The sequence below is a fragment of the Paenibacillus sp. J22P15 genome, assembly GCF_056269345.1.
The window spans coordinates 104,444-123,230 of the sequence record NZ_JBWDNT010000007.1; the positions used below are offsets into that span (position 1 = coordinate 104,444).

Annotated in this window: 12 protein-coding genes; 9 read left to right on the forward strand and 3 right to left on the reverse strand. The window is 44.4% G+C overall.

Features of this window, described 5'->3' with window-relative positions; all coding sequences use genetic code 11:
• Nucleotide 1 precedes the first annotated feature (1 nt).
• From AC0YN6_RS16790 to AC0YN6_RS16825, 8 genes are all read left to right on the forward strand, one after another.
• Nucleotides 2-2,128, forward strand: a complete 2,127-nt coding sequence (locus tag AC0YN6_RS16790) for a YIP1 family protein (RefSeq protein WP_475748204.1) — start codon at nt 2-4, stop codon at nt 2,126-2,128.
• A 29-nt stretch (nt 2,129-2,157) separates the two neighbouring features.
• A complete protein-coding gene (locus AC0YN6_RS16795; RefSeq protein WP_475748205.1) occupies nt 2,158-4,740 on the forward strand; it encodes a DUF5696 domain-containing protein in 2,583 nt (860 codons plus the stop codon).
• A 24-nt stretch (nt 4,741-4,764) separates the two neighbouring features.
• Nucleotides 4,765-5,730: a carbohydrate ABC transporter permease gene (locus tag AC0YN6_RS16800; protein ID WP_475748206.1), complete on the forward strand. Its 966-nt coding sequence runs from the start codon at nt 4,765-4,767 to the stop codon at nt 5,728-5,730.
• Nucleotides 5,731-5,735: 5 nt separating this feature from the next.
• The gene (locus tag AC0YN6_RS16805) at nt 5,736-6,677 is read left to right on the forward strand and encodes a carbohydrate ABC transporter permease (RefSeq protein WP_475748207.1); all 942 of its coding nucleotides are present in this window, start codon (nt 5,736-5,738) and stop codon (nt 6,675-6,677) included.
• A gap of 36 nt (nt 6,678-6,713) precedes the next feature.
• Entirely contained in the window at nt 6,714-7,832 is a 1,119-nt protein-coding gene (locus AC0YN6_RS16810) for a glycoside hydrolase family 76 protein (protein ID WP_475748208.1), read from the forward strand.
• A gap of 125 nt (nt 7,833-7,957) precedes the next feature.
• On the forward strand, nt 7,958-9,100 hold the full coding sequence (locus tag AC0YN6_RS16815) for a GntR family transcriptional regulator (protein ID WP_475748209.1): 1,143 nt from the start codon (nt 7,958-7,960) through the stop codon (nt 9,098-9,100).
• A gap of 181 nt (nt 9,101-9,281) precedes the next feature.
• A complete protein-coding gene (locus AC0YN6_RS16820; protein ID WP_475748210.1) occupies nt 9,282-10,331 on the forward strand; it encodes a glycoside hydrolase family 76 protein in 1,050 nt (349 codons plus the stop codon).
• A 33-nt stretch (nt 10,332-10,364) separates the two neighbouring features.
• On the forward strand, nt 10,365-11,516 hold the full coding sequence (locus tag AC0YN6_RS16825; RefSeq protein ID WP_475748211.1) for a glycoside hydrolase family 76 protein: 1,152 nt from the start codon (nt 10,365-10,367) through the stop codon (nt 11,514-11,516).
• Between the two features lie 83 nt (nt 11,517-11,599).
• Here the strand turns inward: AC0YN6_RS16825 and AC0YN6_RS16830 are convergent, their stop codons facing one another.
• Nucleotides 11,600-12,418 (reverse strand): SDR family oxidoreductase, encoded by an 819-nt coding sequence (locus tag AC0YN6_RS16830; protein WP_475748212.1) that lies wholly within the window; start codon nt 12,416-12,418, stop codon nt 11,600-11,602.
• 160 nt (nt 12,419-12,578) lie between these two features.
• Here AC0YN6_RS16830 and AC0YN6_RS16835 point away from each other — a divergent pair, with 160 nt between their 5' ends.
• Nucleotides 12,579-14,450, forward strand: a complete 1,872-nt coding sequence (locus tag AC0YN6_RS16835) for a beta-L-arabinofuranosidase domain-containing protein (protein WP_475748213.1) — start codon at nt 12,579-12,581, stop codon at nt 14,448-14,450.
• A gap of 40 nt (nt 14,451-14,490) precedes the next feature.
• On the opposite strand, the gene AC0YN6_RS16840 is transcribed toward AC0YN6_RS16835, so the two are convergent.
• Both AC0YN6_RS16840 and AC0YN6_RS16845 read right to left on the reverse strand, forming a co-directional pair.
• Complete coding sequence (locus AC0YN6_RS16840) at nt 14,491-15,768, reverse strand: MFS transporter (RefSeq protein ID WP_475748214.1); 1,278 nt, start codon at nt 15,766-15,768, stop codon at nt 14,491-14,493.
• Nucleotides 15,769-16,036: 268 nt separating this feature from the next.
• Complete coding sequence (locus tag AC0YN6_RS16845) at nt 16,037-16,966, reverse strand: LacI family DNA-binding transcriptional regulator (RefSeq protein ID WP_475748325.1); 930 nt, start codon at nt 16,964-16,966, stop codon at nt 16,037-16,039.
• Nucleotides 16,967-18,787 lie beyond the last annotated feature (1,821 nt).

Consider the following 18,787-nt stretch of genomic DNA (forward strand, 5'->3'; position numbering starts at 1 on the left):
GGTGGTTAGAAAAGAGTGGATCTTGTTTTTTGCCGCACTATTATTGTTGTGCAGCAATGGAATTGAATCAGCTTCCGCCATGGTTCCATATAAAACCTATTTTTATGATTATGATGGGGAGTATCTCGTTTCTCCTGACGCCTATGTGCCTGACCAGGTGCTAAGCGCCAAGGATATGGGAATTGAGAATGCGGGGTTGAATCAACCGTTGGATTTATTTGTAGACGATAATAACTCAGTTTACATATCGGATACTGGATCAAACCGGATACTGATTTTGGATGAACAATATCGGATGAAGCGCGAAATCAAGGAATTTGTCCATGAGGATGGCGTGACGAAGGATCAGTTCAATACTCCGATGGGCATATTCGTCTCGGAGGAAGGGCTGCTATACGTTGCTGACTCCAAAAACGCTAGAATTGTAGTGCTTCATCAGGATGGAAGCTTAGAGAAGATATTGAACGCTCCGGACTCGGATGTGTTCCCAGCCGGCTTTATCTACGAGCCGTCCGCGCTTGGCGTAGACCCTTCGGGTCTCGTCTATGTTATTTCGAAGAGTACGAACATGGGTGTTATTTCGTTGAATGCCGATGGTGGATTTGAAGGTTTTGTAGGGGCTGAGAAGGTCGTGCCCAAAGTGTCGGATTTATTCTGGAAGCTGGTAACAACCGATGCACAAAAGAGTCGGACGGCCAAAAGCGTACCGACGGAGTATAACAATATTACGATCGATGAGCTGGGTTTTGCCTATGTCACTAGCAGCGCGATTCATGCAAGAAACCAATATAGCGCGCTCGTGAACAGAGATAAATCAAGCAAGTATGCACCGATTAAACGACTCAATAATACAGGTATCGATGTTTTGAAACGAAATGGAGCATTCCCTCCAGCAGGGGATATTCAAACAACGGATAAAGTATCGCGCTTTATCGATGTCGCTTTGGCAGAGGACGGGTCATACAGTACGCTCGATTCTTCGCAAAATAAAATATTTACCTATGATGATAATGGTAATTTGCTTTATGTATTTGGAGGTTACGGCAGTCAGAATGGGGTATTCCAAAGTGCTTCTGCACTCGCTTACCAAAACGATAATTTGCTCGTGCTAGACAAGGATTCAAGCAAGCTGTCCATCTTCAAACGAACGGAATATGGCGATAACATCGCAGCGGCGATCCATCACAGAAAGAATCGCCATTACGATGAATCGATCGCGGCATGGCAAAAGGTTTTGAAGATGAATCCAACGTTTGAGATGGCGTATTCCGGCGTTGCGCAGTCGAATATGCGCAAAGAAGAATACAAGGAAGCTATGCACAATTACAAGTTGGCAAACGATTGGGATCAGTACTTCAAAGCATTTGCGGAATATCGCAAGGAACTAGTAAGTAAATTTATTCTTCTCATTCCAATAGCTGTAGTAGCCATCATATGGCTGTTGTACAGATTTTTCAAATATGCCAAGAAGGTCAATGCTTCGGGCTGGAAAAAGAAGGGTAAGCGAACGCTGTGGGAGGAGCTATTGTATTCTTTCCATGTGATGCTCCATCCTTTTGACGGGTTCTGGGATTTGAAGCATGAGAAACGAGGCAGTGTTCGTGCTGCTGTCATCATCGTTGCAGCTGTTATGGCAGTAGATATCTTTAAGCAGCTGGCGGGCGGCTATATTTTGTACCCTTCCGACTGGCGGGCAATTGAGCTTTATGATACGCTGCTTGGCATTCTCATTCCTTTTGGATTATGGTGCTGTGCGAACTGGGGACTTACTACGTTGATGGATGGGGAAGGCAGCCTCAAAGATATTTTTATCGCATCTGCTTACTCGCTCGTACCTATTGTATTGATTTCAATTCCGGTCACGATATTTAGTAACGTAGTGGTGCTCGAAGAGCAGCAGTTTATTACCTTCCTTACAACGCTAGCGTTAGGTTGGGCTCTGGGACTCATATTTATTGGCGTATTGGTAACCAATGATTACAGTCCTTTCAAGAATCTATATACCTCTGCTATATCTATAGTGGGAATGGGATTCATTGCTTTTCTTACCGTGCTGTTCATTAATATTTTGCAAAATATGAATACCTTTTTTACAACGATCATTAATGAAATTTCCTTTCGTTTGTAGAACAAGATGTTGGATAGGAGGTCAGCTATATGAATGCCAAGGGGATTGTCTCTAGGCTATTGGTCTTAGTGGTTGCCCTTACGCTATGGGTGCCGACAAATGGGATACCAGCGGAAGCGGTTGAAGCAACAAAAACAGCAGAAGCGAGCCCGCCGAAGATGAAAACGGTAAAGGATGGCGGCTTGGTCGCTGCTGCAGAGAATGATCGACTGCTGCTGTACTTCGATAATCTCTCGGGAGGAGTGGTTGTTGAAGATAAAGCTTCCGGCAGCAAATTTTATTCGAACCCTCCAGGTGCTTTGGAAGACGCGAAAGCTAGCGATGTGATGAAGAATGAGCTGATGTCGCAGGTTAAGCTTGTCTACAATATCAAGGGCAAGGAAGGCGACTTGGAGATGGATAGCTATACCCACGCCATGAAGCTGGACCAAGTGAGCTGGGGGAAACTTGAAAATGGATTGCGAGTAGACATGGTCGTAGGCCGCGAGGAGCAACGGATGCTGCTGCCTCGTCAAATTACAAAGTCAACCTTTGAGCGGAACGTGCTTGACCATATCGAAGCGGATCGAGATAAGAAGAAGCTATTGGCCTACTATATCCTCTACGGTCGTACGGATGTGGAAGGAAGTAAGGGGAAAGAGCTTCTTAGTAAATATCCTGTTTTGGAGAAGGAAGATATTTATATATTGAAAAGCTCCGTCAAGGAGCGCGATAAACGGGTGTTAGAGAAATACGTTCAAGACGCAGGCTACACCTACGAGAAGCAAGAAGAGGACTACTTGGAGGTTGGATACGACGGAGATGATTCCGTATTTCCTTATTTTAAGATGAGTCTTGATTATGTGCTTGAGGATCAAGGACTAAAGGTCACTCTTTATAATAAGGACATTGAATACGATGAATCACGGTTCAACCTTGTTAAGCTTTCTGTACTGAATTATTTCGGTGCCGGGCAAACCGGTGAGGAGGGCTACTTATTCCTTCCTGACGGTTCGGGAACGCTCATCAACTTTAATAATGATGCCAGCAAGAACACGTTATTAACGACTGGTAAAATGTACGGTCCTGATCATGCATTAACCCAATCGCCAAGAGGCAGCTACAAACAAGAGTTTCGGACGCCTGTGTTTGGGATCAAGAAGGATGGAGCTGCATTGTTCTCTGTTATTGAAGAGGGAGATGCGGTAGCGGAAATTAATGGGGTCATGGGAAATATCAATCATTCATGGAATACGGCCTATGCCAACTTTACGATCCGAAACAAAGATAGCTTCATTGCCAAAGACGCTTTCGAACAGGCTCCTTGGATTATTTATGAGAAAAACGCCTACAGCGGCAACATCGTCATGAAATACTTCTTCCTTACGGGTGATGATGCGAATTATGTGGGAATGGCAAAGGCATATCAACAGCATCTCATTGATAAAGGAATTTTGAACAAGGTTAGCGCGGCTGAAAATATACCGTTCTACTTGGATACGATGGGGGCTGTCGATAAGATGGTCAGAAAACTAGGGATTCCTGTTCTCAGCCAAGTTGCCGTTACGTCCTTTGATCAGGCGGGGTTGATGCTGGATGAACTCTCGCAAAGCGGGATCGAAAATATTAAGCTTCGTTACACCGGCTGGTATAACGGGGGCATGAATTATACCGCGCCTACAAAAATGAAGGTAGAGTCCGTACTCGGCGGTGCGAAGGGTCTTCGTAAACTTTCGGATAAAGCAGAGAAGATGGGAGCTAGGGTGATCCCGAATGTAGATATGGTCTACGTTTCTTCTAATAAAGCGTTTGATGGATTTAAGCCTCAGAAGGATAGCATTCGTTCCTTGTTTCAGAAAACAAGCTACAAAGGTCTATTTAATGTAGCTACGCTGGAGTATGAGAGCAGTGTGTGGGGAATTAATCCTGAGAAGATCACGGGATACTACAACAAGTTTGCGAAGGATTATAACTCGCTTGGTATTAACGCCCTATCCTTATCGACTATGGGAGAAAGCTTAAATTCCAACTTTAAAAACCGCGATCAAATGAATCGCCAAGACTCTAGAGCGATAACGGCAAATGTTATGGCGAAAGCGGAAGAACAATATGAAGATATTATTACAGACAAAGGCAATGCGTACACCTTTCCTTATGTCACTCATATTTTGAACTTGTCAGATCAAGACAGCTCCTTCTCTATATCAGACCACCAGGTACCTTTTATACAGATTGCGCTGCATGGTTATATTGGGTATGCGAGTGAGGCTTTGAATTTGTCAGGTGATCTGCGTCCGGCAATTCTGAGAGCTCTGGAATACGGCAGCGGCGTATATTTCAAGCTGAATTATGGTGATAACAGCCTGCTAAAAGATGCTTACTTATTCGATGATTTGTACGCTTCACAGTATGAAGATTGGAAGGAAAGCGTTGTTAACATCTATGCAGAAATAAACGAAGTGCTGAAGGGTGTTCAGGATCAGGCCATCGTTAACCATCAGCAGCTTGCAGAGGATGTATACAAAACGACTTACGAAAATGGTATGGCCATTATTGTTAACTACAGCGATAAAGGGATTCAGGTTGAGGGAACCGCAGTTGACGGATTAGGTTACGCGGTCATTAATCCTTAAACCAAGCGAGGAGGAGCACCGGCAATGAACAAAGTGTCTGCAGCCATAAACAAAAAAGAAAGGTTTAGGCTAAACGTGACGCAGAAGCGGGACTTGATGGGCTGGGTTTTTGTCAGTCCTTTCGTACTCGGATTTCTCCTGCTGTTTCTCGGTATATTCATTGATTCCTTCCGATTCAGCTTTATGGAAGTGAATATCTTAACGCAAGGCGGGTATTCTGAGAAATTCATCGGTTTGGATAATTATCACAAAATTTTAAGAGTGGATCCTGTCTTCAACAAGCAGCTTTATGATGCCGTACAGAACATGTTATTCGATATTCCGATTGTCGTGATGTACAGCTTATTTATTGCTGTTTTGTTAAATATGAAGATGAAGGGTAGAGCAATCTTTAGAGCGATTTTCTTCGTACCCGTTATTTTGTCCACAGGTATTATTGATAAAGCAGATTTGAGCAACTCCATTATGAACGCGTATCAGAGCATTCCAGGCCTCGATACCGGCGCATCGATCGTTAGTGAATCGGCAGGCGGGATGTTCAGCAATCTAGAACTGAAAAAGTATATGTTCCAAATGCTCGATTTCAGCCCTGCACTCGTTAATATAACGGTGGGCGCTGCGGAAAATATATTTGCTGTCATTAATAGTTCAGGTGTTCAAATTCTCATTTTCTTAGCGGGTTTGCAGGCGATCTCGTCCTCCATTTATGAATCGGCAAAGATCGAGGGTTGTTCTGCTTGGGAGTGCTTTTGGAAAATAACATTCCCTTTGATTAGCCCCTTGATATTGGTCAATATCATTTATTCGATTATTGATTCCTTTACGGGGAGCAAGAACCAGATCATGGGCAGTATTACAAATGCGATGAGGGTTGGTCAATATGGGACAGCCTCAGCAATGGCTTGGATCTATTTCCTGGTGGCAGCGTTATTCCTTGTTGTCATAGGCTTTGTCGTCAGCAGATTTGTTTTTTATCAGAATAGGGAGTGATGGATATGCGGACTAAATACTTGAATCTGCATGTAGTAAATGGCTTGTTCTGGTCGGTTATTCGCTATTTGCTTCTCATTGGGCTTGCGTTCCTTATCCTGTATCCGCTGCTCGTAAAGCTTTCTAATAGCTTTATGAGCCCGCAGGATCTAATAGATGGTACGGTACGTTTTATTCCCAGACAGTTTACATGGTTTAATTACCAAACGGTAATTGAGTATACGTCATTTTTTAAAGGGTTGTGGAATACGTTTGGTATTTCCCTGCTGAGCGGTGTTCTTCAGATGCTTGTTTGTACGATGGTTGGGTATGGGCTCGCGCGGTTTAATTTTAAAGGCAGAGGCATCGTATTTGCTTTGGTGGTGCTGACCATTCTCATTCCGCCACAAACCTATATGATTTCGCTGTATATGAAATTCAGCTTTTTTGATATTTTCGGTTTATTGTCTTCTGTTACAGGCGGGACCGTTAGGCTAATGGATTCAGTGTGGCCGATGGCGATTCTATCCATTATCGGTTTTGGATTTAAAAATGGACTTTATATTTTGATTATGCGGCAATATTTCAAGAACATACCGAAAGAGCTGGAGGAAGCAGCCTATGTGGACGGTTCGGGCCTATTTCGGACGTACAGCATGATTATCCTTCCGCTTTCGATATCCATGATGATTACTGTTTTCGTATTCTCCTTTTCGTGGCAGTGGACGGATAGCTTTTATTCCTCCATGTTCTTTAGCCAAATCAAGCTGTTATCGAACTCTCTGCTTGTAGGGTTCCAAGGCTTAATGCTTGATGGGGCAACCATAGGGTTGAAACCAGGGCAGCCGTTGACTTCTACTTTGACGAACACGATGTCGTTGTTAATTATTATTCCGTTAATTATTTTGTATTTGTTTGCACAAAAGTATCTCGTTGAAGGTATCGAGCATAGCGGAATTGTCGGTTAATCCATTTGAATGGGGCAAGCAGAAGGGAAGGATGAGGTGGGATTCATCAAAAGTATATGCATACTGCTCGTAGGAAGCTTTTTTTTGACAGGCTGCAGCGGGAATGATGAGCGTATGGAAATTTACAACAACCAGGCTGAATGGGCAGAGGAAATGTTCATCAAACATTATTGGAATGAGAATGGAAAGCTCATGAACAATGCTTATCCGTATGATCAAGAGCGAGAGGGAAACCTCAACTATTGGTGGAAGGCTCACGCAGTAGATGCCATGATGGACGGATATGATCGAACGGGCGATATTGCGTACACGGATATGGCGGAAAATATTGTGAAGAGCATCATCAAGAAAAACGGATCATTGTTTAATGAGTTTTACGATGATATGGAGTGGCTTGCTCTATCAGCATTGAGGCTTTATGATGCAACTGGAAATGAAACGGTCAAAAACTATGTGTTGAAGCTGTGGAAAGATATTAAGACAGCGTGGTGGACGGATGAGCTCGGCGGCCTAGCGTGGAAAAAGGACCAACGATACAGCCGAAATGCATGCTCCAACGCGCCGGCAGCCATCTTGGCTGCAAGATTGTATCAGCACTTTGGCGATGAAGAGGATCTAGAGTGGGCTAAAAAGATATATGATTGGCAAAAAGAACATTTGGTTGATCCCGAAAGCGGGCTTGTTTATGATGGTCTTAAGCTAGAGGATAACGGTGATCTTAACGTCAATAAAGATTGGATTTTCACCTACAATCAAGGCACTTATATCGGGGCAGCAGTGGAACTTTATAAGATTACAAAGGACAAAACCTACTTGGCAGATGCGGAGAAGACGGCTGCCGCGGCTATGAAATACCATGTGAATGCTGGAACAGGTATAATGAAAGATGAGGGCACAGGTGATGGAGGCTTATTCAAAGGCATACTTATTCGCTATTTGACCGAGTTGTATGAGGTGAACGAGAGTAGTGCCATTAAAGAAATGATCTATTTTAATGCGGATACTTTGCTTTCGAAAGGCAGTACCAAGGAAGTAGGTTTGTTTGGAACGGCTTGGGATAAACCTCATCAAGAGCCCCTGGACATATCCGTGCAATTAAGCGGAGTGTTCTTAATAGAGGCTGCTGCAAAAATAGAAAGATTAGATGCGAAATAAATGATATAAATGAAGAGGAGCGACGGCAACGCAGTTGCTCCTTTTCGTATTTTCACATATTGATGTCGTGATAATAAAGATGTATAGTTGATATATCAAGATACTATGACAAGGTAGGTCAGCCGATGGAAAATCCTCTATATGAACAAATTTTCAATTACATTTTTCAAAAGATTAATGATGGTGAGTTGAAGAAGGGAGAACGTGTTCCATCGGAGAAAGAACTCGCTGCTCACTTTAATGTAAGCCGTATTACATCCAAAAAAGCGTTAGAGATGCTATCGCAATATAAACTAATTGAGCGAATACAAGGGAAAGGCTCCTTTGTTGCGGAGGTCTTGCCGGACTTGCACGAAACGAAGCTGCAGAAGCAGACAGAAGACGTGGAAGTGAAGCCGGAAAATGAGGAAGTACGCATTGTTGGTGTCGTACTGCCCGATTTTGGCGATTCTTTCGGTGCTGATCTTATACGAGGGATAGAGGAACAATGCTCGATAAGCGGCTGTGTCATGATGATGAAGCTGACGTACGATAATCGTGAGGTAGAGGAGTCGGCCATTCGTGAATTTGTAAAGCTCGGAGTAGATGGGATTATCGTATTCCCTGGTCATGGCGAGCATTACAACTCTGAAGTGCTTAGGCTTGTATTAGACGGTTTCCCGATTGTTCTGGTAGACAGATATTTGAAGGGGATTGCCGCAAGCGCAGTATATACAGACAATAGGAAGGCGGCGTACGACCTGACCACTTTGCTGCTCGAGCAAAAGAGGCGGAATGTCGGCTTCTTATCTACACCTGCTGATAGTACGACGACGATTGAAGATCGGCTAATGGGGTTTAACGATGCATGCATGAAGGAAGGAATTTCACCGAAACCTGATCATATTATGACGAACCTTTACAGCTCTTTGCCACAGTCATTTGAAACGATTAAAGTACAGTATGATATTGAAACCGTACGTCGTTTTGTAGATATGAACAAGGATCTTAATGCGTATGTCGTTTCTGAATACAACCTTGCGCTTATTTTGCGGGAAGTGCTTTTGTCGATGGAGAAAAGGATTCCAGAGGATTATCAGATTGTCTGCTTTGACTCTCCTAGCCAGCCGTTTGGTGATTACTTGTTTACCCATGTTCGTCAGAATGAGCGGGAGACAGGTAGAAGAGCAGTGGAAATACTATTGAAGGTTTGGAATAATGAGGTTACGGAATTAAATAATATTGTGGAGCACGAGATTGTTCAAGGAAATTCAACACCTGCTATTTAACATTAGAATATGAAAAAGGGTCTATTCCTCAGCCATCACGATGGCTGTTGGGAGGGCCTTTTTTTGTTATAAATATATTATGAAATGTTTAACATGACATATTGACATATTAATATGCTAAATATAGTATATTATGTGAAAGCGTATTCTTTTAATGATTTTGAAATGGAGGATTATAACGATGACGAATGAAGTGAAAACTGCGAACTGGGAAATGAGAGCGGAGCAGGCTCAACGAACGCTTGACTCACGGTTTTGGAACTCAAGTATCAATATGTACGACATCAAGACTCCTTGTCCTGACGGGGCATGCAACACCATTTTCCATTATTGGTGGATGGCCCATGCTGTTGAAACGCTGGTAGATGGATGGAACCGCACGGGTGATTCCATCTATAAGCAACGGCTTGCTATGCTTCACCAAGGTCTTCTGGAGAGAAACGGCGGACAATGGCCGAACAATCTATACGACGATATGGAATGGATGGCGATTGGTTGGCTGCGCGCTTATATGATCGATAAGGATGAAACATACGCAGAGACTGCGAAATTGCTGTGGGAAGATATCAAGACGGGATGGAATGATCACGTAGGCGGCGGAATTGCCTGGCAGAAAACACAGCTTGATTATAAAAACACGCCAGCGAATGCTCCTGCTGCTATCTTGGCAGCACGTCTATATCAGGTGTTTGGGAAAAAAGAAGATTTAGAGTGGGCGCTGAAAATTTATAATTGGCTGAAAGCTGTGCTCGTCGATCCAGAAACAGGCTTCGTTTGGGATGGTGCTAACCGTCTTAGCGACGGGGCAATCGACAAGGATTGGAAATTTACATACTGTCAGGGCGTGTTCATCGGAGCGGCAGTTGAACTTTACCGGATTACAGGTGACAACGGTTACCTCGAAGACGCAATCCGGACATGGAATGCTTCCATTGCTGAGTTCACAACATTGCTTCCAGCAGAAGGCGGCGGCGACGCAGGATTGTTCAAAGGAATTTTTGTTCGATATGCAGGTGAGCTGGCTGAGGTGATGGACAATGGGCGTGAAGTGATTGATGTATTGTACTCCAATGCATCCTCTTTATGGAACAGCGCATCTAATCGCGGCGAGATCTTGTTCAGCAGACGATGGGATGAATCGAATGAAGCAGATATAGAGCTAAGCACACAGCTCAGCGGTGTTATTCTGCTCGAAACGGCAGCGGCTTTGGAGAAGTCAGGGTTATTGTAGAGTAACTTAATTATATCTTTGGGAGGTATAAGTATGAATAAACCGAAATCCTTAAGGACGACCCGTTTTGTTGCATTGTTGATTGCCATTTTATTATTTACGTCTAGTCAAAGTGTCTGGGCAAAACCGAATAAAAATCAAAATGCAGAGCGGGCTGAAGCGGCTTATCAGGCACTGCAAACATACTTCTACCAGCCGGATACTAAACTCTACAAAGAAAGCAGTCCTCATTCAGGCAACAATAAGTATTCATATGTGTGGCCTTATGGGGCTGCTATGCAGTCCACAGTAGCTCTTGCGAAAATGCCTGAGATCGGTGAAAAATACAAAACAGATATTCAAGATCGTCTAGACGGCCTTGCTGCTTATTGGAATGACACGAAAGCACCTTTTGGTTATGACTCCTACGTGCGCGCACCGTTAGGCGGCGGGGGAGACAAGTTTTACGATGATAATGATTGGATCGCAATTGAACTTATTAAGATCTATCATATCACAGGTGTTGTAAGCGCTTTAGATAGAGCTAAGGAGTTATTTGAGCTTCAAGTATACGGTTGGGATACTGATCCTTCCCATGCTTGCCCTGGCGGCGTATTTTGGACGCAGGCATCATGGAGTAAAGACCGAAACACAGTATCGAATGCACCAGCCGCTCAAATTGGGTTGTATTTATATGAAATTACCAAGGATGCGTATTACTTAGACTGGGCGAAGAAAATGTACAACTGGGTGAATGATTGTATGCTGGCACCTAATGGTCTTTATTGGGACCACATTGACTTAAACGGAAATATTGATAAAACACAATGGTCATACAATCAAGGTACGATGATCGGTGCTAGTGTGCTGTTGTACAAGGCAACAGGTGAAAAGACTTATTTGAACAAGGCAGAGAGCATCGCTGACGCTGCTGTTAAATACTATGGAAGCTCTCGCATTTATACCCAGCCCATTGTGTTTAATTCAATCTTCTTCGAAAATTTGCTTATGCTGGATGACATGAACAAAAAACCGAAGTATAAGGATTATGTACAGGACTATGCGGATGAGGTGTGGAAGACGCTGCGCAACCCGGAGACGGATGTGCTGGAAATTGACCCTAGACGCTCTACCGAGCTATTAGAACAAGCGGCCTTTGTTACAATCAACGCACATCTTGCTGTGGATAAGAAAAAGAAAGATTAAATAACTAGTTTTTTAGGCGGCGCCTTAGGATAACCCCTAGGGTACCCAGCGAAGAGGAGAAAAAGAGCAGAGATGCTCTTTTTCTATAATAATGTTTCTGCACCATCAATGTAGATTTCGGTTCCTGAGATATGGCTGGATTCCTGTGATGCCAGAAACAATACTAAATCCGCGACCTGCTCAGGCTGCCCAGGCCCATGTTCGAGCGGCTGGCTGCCTTCGGGATAGTTCACTGGGATTGTAATTTTATCTACCTGCTTAGTTCTGTGCGTGTTTTCTCCAATATTCGTTTGGATTGCGCCAGGGCAAATGACGTTTACACGGATTTTATAACGGGCCAGTTCCAGTGCAGCCATCTTGGCAAAGGCGACCTGACCTGATTTAGAAGAGCTGTAAGCAGCCATACCAGCGCCGGAAAAATCCCGATTGCCGTTAATGGAGCTCGTTATAATAATGCTCCCGCCAGATTTTTTCATATGGGGGATTGCATATTTGACGGTGAGAAAGGTGCCCTTTAGATTGGTTGTCAGCGTTTCATCCCATGACTCCGGCGATAGGTCTTCAATAGGTGCGAGCGTCCCGTTAATTCCAGCGTTTGCAAACACGATATCGATTTGGCCAAAATGTTTGGCAGCAGCTACGATAGCTTCTTGCATTCGTTTCGGATCGGATACGTCCGTATCGAGGAAGAGCGTTTCGCCACCCAGTTTTTGTATCTCTTGTTCTGCTTCTTCGGTACGGTTGTGGATGAGGTCGAGAAGACATATTTTTGCGCCTTGCTGTGCCAGTCTTATCGCAGCAGCACGCCCAATGCCAGAACCAGCTCCTGTGATGACCGCAACTTTATCCTTTACTCGGAGATGAGCTGAGGTTTCAAGGTTCTGATCAGATGCATTGTTCATTCATATTCCCTCCAGTTTAAAATCGTTTTTTTTCCAAATTAGTATTCCTTTAGGGAGAATAACTTATTCTTTTGTTTCGAGTTGTTGGATGGCAAATAGGACGCCCCGCCCTCTTTCTGGGGGGGGGGCGACAACATTAAAGCTAGGGGGAGAAAATAAATTGAATGGTATATTTTTAAATCGCGCTCCACTTGCTTCGACACCGTTTCAAGAGCTTCCGCTTGGTGCGATCAAGCCTGAGGGTTGGTTAAGAGACCAGTTGGAAATTCAGGGAGAAGGGATGACTGGACATCTAGATGAATTCTGGAGCTATGTCGATTCGAATAATGGCTGGCTGGGAGGTACCGGTGACAGCTGGGAAAGAGGACCCTATTACTTGGACGGCCTGCTTCCGCTAGCTTACCTTCTCAATGACGAAAAATTGATAGCGAAGGTGAAGCCGTGGATCGAATGGACGCTATCGAGCGCTCGCGAGGATGGGCAATTTGGTCCTGCCGCGAACGACGATTGGTGGAGCCGGATGATTATGCTAAAGGTACTGATTCAACACGCAGAGTATACCGGTGACGAGCGGGTCGAGCCATTTCTCGCGAACTATTTCAGGTATCAGCTGGCTGAACTGCCTAATCGTCCACTGAAGGAATGGGCTGCTGCTAGGGGCGGAGAAAATCTAATCAGCATTTATTGGTTATACAACCGCACCGGAGAGACGTTTCTACTTGAGCTGTCTCGACTGATTCAGGAGCAAACCATCGATTGGACGGGTCTATATGACAATTATCCGTATTGGAACTTACAGAAGGCATTCGATCACCGGGTTCATGTCGTTAACGTAGCGATGTCTTTCAAAGAGCCAGCGCTTCGTTATGTTCAGTCTTTGGACAAGAAACAACTTGAAGCTGTTTATAAAGGCATCTCAAGTGTTATGACTTATCATGGACAAGTTAACGGCATGTTTTCCGGTGACGAATGGCTTGCAGGGACTCATCCGAGCCAAGGGACCGAGCTTTGTTCGGTGGTGGAATATATGCATTCCTTGGAGCATCTTATCCGGATTACCGGTGATGGCTCCTTTGGCGATATATTGGAGAAAGTAGCTTATAATGCGCTGCCGGCCGCGATCAGTCCAGATTGGTCAGTGCATCAGTATGATCAACAGGCTAATCAAATTATGTGTACACATGCAAAACGTAATTGGACTGAAAACAACAATGAAGCCAATTTATTCGGTATTGAACCGCATTTTGGCTGCTGCACAGCTAACATGCATCAGGGATGGCCAAAATATGCTGCGAGATTGTGGATGGCTACAGATGATGGCGGTTTGGCGGCGATTGCATATGCTCCTTGTAGAGTGAGGACTGCAATCGACTCCGATACCGATGTTTCTATTCGCATCGCTACTGAATATCCGTTTAGAGATACGATATCGATGACCATAAATTTGAATCAAACTTCGGAATTCCCAATCAAATTACGAATACCGGAATGGTGTACTTCGCCTGTGTTATTAATTAACGGAATAAAGTCTGCGATACAGATAGAAAAAGGGTTTGCCATACTGCAGCAGGTTTGGAACGATGGCGATGTGCTTACCCTACAGCTTCCGATGGAGGTGCGTACAATCAACAGGGCTAACAGCGCAGTAGGTCTGCAGCGCGGTGCGCTTATGTTCGTCATCCCGGTCAAAGAACGCTGGCAGAAGCATCGCACCTATGAGCCTTACCACGACTGGGAGCTTTACCCGGAATCGCCGTGGAATTATGGTGTTAGACTTAATGAGCATTATGCTGGGGAATCCATACAGGTCGAAACAGAACCTATTGTCAGACAGCCTTTTGCGGCAGAGAATGCTCCGATACGCTTGAAAATGATTGGTCGTCGACTGCCGCAGTGGACCATGGAGCTTAACTCAGCTGGCACGCCGCCGATGGGTCCTGTTGTGAGTAAGGAACCGGAAGAAGAAATTAAGCTGATCCCTTACGGCTGTGCACGGCTGCGGATTGCCGAGTTTCCAGTCATTCAATCTTAAGACCGTTTAAGACCGTGTCTTTTTGGCTAAGGCAGCATTTTTAGTTGAAATTGCGCATCTCCTTCATATTAATATAGGAGAAACACCCGATAATGAGCATAGCTGCGCCGCTTATAGCAATGATGATAGCAGGACCGTGAATATCGGATAGAGTTGAAAAAACGGCTAGCCCGATAGGCGGCGCAATACTTGTTAGAGCACCGATGAGACCAAACACTCTGCCCTGCATCGAAGGGTCAATGGCTACTCGCAGTGCGATAAAGATGATCGTCGAGCTGAATGAAAAGAGGAAGCCGACAAGCAGGATAAACGGAAGCGCTGCGAATGCCGATTGCATTTGCGAAATTGCGATGAATAATGGGCCAATGAGGATCACACTCCCAATGGTCCATTTTCCTCTGCCTTTTAACCGTTTATCAAGTCTCATAATTAGAATGGAACCTACTACGTAACCTAACGGAATACAAGCTTCCATGAGCCCGAATACGAAAGGTTTGGCCAGCCATACTTTTACAGCCATTACTTGAATGAGCATGAATGTGGAGAGAAAGAAGAACATGACAATTGGCAGCAAAATAACTGCAGCTCTCGCGAATGAATCAGTCCACACATAACGAAAGCCTGCCATAAGATCATCTTTAAAGGAGGTTTTAGGTTTTTCAGAGTCCCGAACCGCTGCATTAGGGAATTTGCCAGCCAATAGGAGCAAAATAGCTGACAACAGGAAGGTGACCGCGTCGATTGCAATAGCAAACGCTCCGCCGAATGCCGCGACTGCAATACCTCCAAGCGCAAAGCCGGATATCCTTATGATATTATCGGAAATATTGACGGCTCCTACGGCTTGGGTTATCTGTTCCTTATCGATAATTTCGACGAGTGAAGCTTGGAGGGCAGGTGATCGAATCACACCAGCAAATGCGACTAAGCCAGTTAATATAACAATGAAAATAAACGGAACATTCGGCAAATAGACGAGGATAGCGATGGCGGCAACGAGTACAAAACGGATAATATCTGTTAGCCACATTAAAGTGCGACGGTCGGTGCGATCTGCGAGCGTTCCTGCGAAGGAGCCGAACAGCATACTGATGACGAGATGAGTGATGAGTACGACGGACATGAGCTTAGCGCTTCCAGTCGTCTGAAGCACCCACAAATTTATGGCGATGCTGTGAAAGGTATTGCCGAGAAGTGACATGCTGTAGCTTGCGAATACAGCCAGGAAATTGCGGTTTTTCCATATGGATGTGAGTTGACGATCCTGCTGTTGAAGCGCATGTGTATGACCATTTGATTCTTTAGCTAATCCAAGCATGGTTGTTACCTCCTGTAAGCGGATGAATGTATATAGTGCAGCTAGCTGATGTAGCTGACTGAAACTGATATAGCTGAAGTAGGTCTTCTGAGCTGATGTGGCTCGTGCAGCACTTGCAGCCGAGTAGTTGCTGCTCAGACGTTGTTACATCAACTAAGCTGAAGTTGAATAAAACGTAGTGTCAACCTTAGTGTCAACCACTATTACTTAATCGTTTAAGTTAGTGTAAAAAAAGGCAGAGACTACTCTGCTGTTTGAATTGATCCTGTTAATTATTAATAGCTTGAACTTTAATGTATTTATTTTCGGGACCGGTTGTCGCATTTTTTAACAGATGCATCATGAGCTGGAAAGCTTCTTCCGGTTTGCGATCACCAAAAGTTATCTGAGTAGTGGAAGGAGGAAGGATTTCTGGACAGCCAGCTGTACAAATGACGGTTAAATGTGTGGGATCAACATATTTTGCTGCTGAGATGGCAACAAACTCGTTAAGTATAATGCCTTTATTGTCTTTGTTCTTTTCAAGAAAGCTCTTTAACTTATGCTCATCCTCCATGATATGGATTCGATCGCGCTTCATACTGGAGCTGTTGAAAATATGGTTAACGAGGTTTGAGTTGTTGAAGCTGTCGATAATCATGTAGCGTGGCTCAAGCTGTGAAATTTCGAATGCTTTAGAGAAAGCATCCTTATAATCGTAATTAACCTTATAAAATAGTTGATCCTCAATAATACTATCCACCACGATTAGCGGAACTCCGGCTGAAAAATGGCTTGAAATCAGATGGAAATTTTCTTCCTTAACGTCGACAACAAATACACCGTCTAGCTTGCGCTCCGAAATAATATCAAGATTCGGATTCGACGCATCCAAGCTAAATAGAACGACGTGGTAACCGTGATCCGATAGAAGTCGCTCAAGTCGATTGATAAACTGAGCATAACAGAGCTGCTTCCAAAAACCTTCGGTTTCCGCACGATTGATCAGGATGCCAATTAAGCCTGACTTTTGCTTTACCAGCGATCTTGCGGCCAGATTTGGAACGTAATTCAATTGCTTGGCGGCATCAAGAACACGGCATTTTGTTTCTTCAGGTATCGACTGATTAGCTACATTGTTAAGCACATAGCTCACCGTAGCAACGGAAACCTCTGCAACCTTAGCAATGTCTTTAAGCGTAGCTTTCTTAATGGGGATGCAGCTCCTTTTTCGATTGTTGCATAATTGCTAGCCAGCCAAGTGACAAACTCAACAACTTAATCGTTTAAGTAATTATTGCATGAAGTTTAATCTGTTGTCTAGAGATAATTATCCAACATTCTCCTCGAATGATGCTGTAGCTACTTATGTTGGGTTAATGAATATATGTAAGCGCACATGTGCTTTTACAGCAGCAAAATAACCAAGGTTACTGGCCTGTAAGCACGCATGCGTGCTTATTGAGTAAATTCGGCGTATGCGGGGAGTAGAAAAGTAGCTGTAAGCACCTCTGTGTTCTTACAGCAGCAAAGTAGCCATGGTTACTGGTCTGTAAGCACGCATATGTGCTTATAGAGTGAATTCGGCGTATGAGGCGAGTGGAAAAGTAGCTGTAAGCACGCCAGTGTTCTTACAGTAACAAAGTCACCATAGTTACTGGTCTGTAAGCACGCATGCGTGCTTATTGAGTAAATTCGGCGTATGAGGCGAGTAGAAAAGTAGCTGTAAGCACATCTGTGCTCTTACAGTAGCAAAGTAACCATAGTTACTGGTCTGTAAGCACGCATGCGTGCTTATAGAGTAAGTTCGGCGTGTGCGGGGAGTAGAAAAGTAGCTGTAAGCACCTCTGTGTTCTTACAGCAGCAAAGTAGCCATGGTTACTGGTCTGTAAGCACGCATGCGTTCTTATAGAGTAAATTCGGCGTGTGCGGCGAGTAGAAAAGTAGCTGTAAGCACACATGTGCTCTTACAGCAGCAAAGTAGCCATGGTTACTGGTCTGTAAGCACGCATGCGTGCTTACAGAGTAAATTCGGCGTATGCGGCGAGTAGAAAAGTAGCTGTAAGCACACCTGTGCTCTTACAGTAGCAAAGTAACCATGGTTACTGGTCTGTAAGCACGCATGCGTGCTTATTGAGTAAATTCGGCGTATGCGGCGAGTAGAAAAGTAGCTGTAAGCACCTCAGTGTTCTTACAGCAGCAAAGTAACCATGGTTACTGGTCTGTAAGCACGCATGCGTGCTTACAGAGTAAATTCGGCGTATGCGGCGAGTGGAAAAGTAGCTGTAGGCACGCCAGTGTTCTTACAGCAGCAAAGTAGCCATGGTTACTGGTCTGTAAGCACGCATGCGTGCTTATAGAGTAAGTTCGGCGTATGAGGCGAGTAGAAAAGTAGCTGTAAGCACGCCAGTGTTCTTACAGCAGCAAAGTAACCATGGTTACTGGTCTGTAAGCACGCATGCGTGCTTATAGAGTAAATTCGGCGTGTGCGGCGAGTAGAAAAGTAGCTGTAAGCACACCTGTGCTCTTACAGCAGCAAAGTAGCCATGGTTACTGGTCTGTAAGCACGCATGCGTGCTTATAGAGTAAATTCGGCGTATGAGACGAGTAGAAAAGTAGCTGTAAGCGCACATGTGCTCTTACAGCAGAAAAGTAGCCATAGTTACTGGTCTGTAAGCACGCATGCGTGCTTAATGAGTAAATTCGGCGTGTGTGGCGAGTGGAAAAGTGCCTGTAAGCACACATGTGCTCTTACAGCAGCAAAGTAGCCATAGTTACTGGTCTGTAAGCGCGCATACGTGCTTATAGAGTGAATTCGGCGTGTGTGGCGAGTGGAAAAGTAGCTGTAAGCACACATGTGCTCTTACAGCAGCAAAGTAACCATGATTACTGGTCTGTAAGCACACATGTGCTCTTACAGCAGCAAAGTAGCCATGGTTACTGGTCTGTAAGCACGCATGCGTGCTTATTGAGTAAATTCGGCGTATGCGGCGAGTAGAAAAGTAGCTGTAAGCACACATGTGCTCTTACAGCAGAAAAG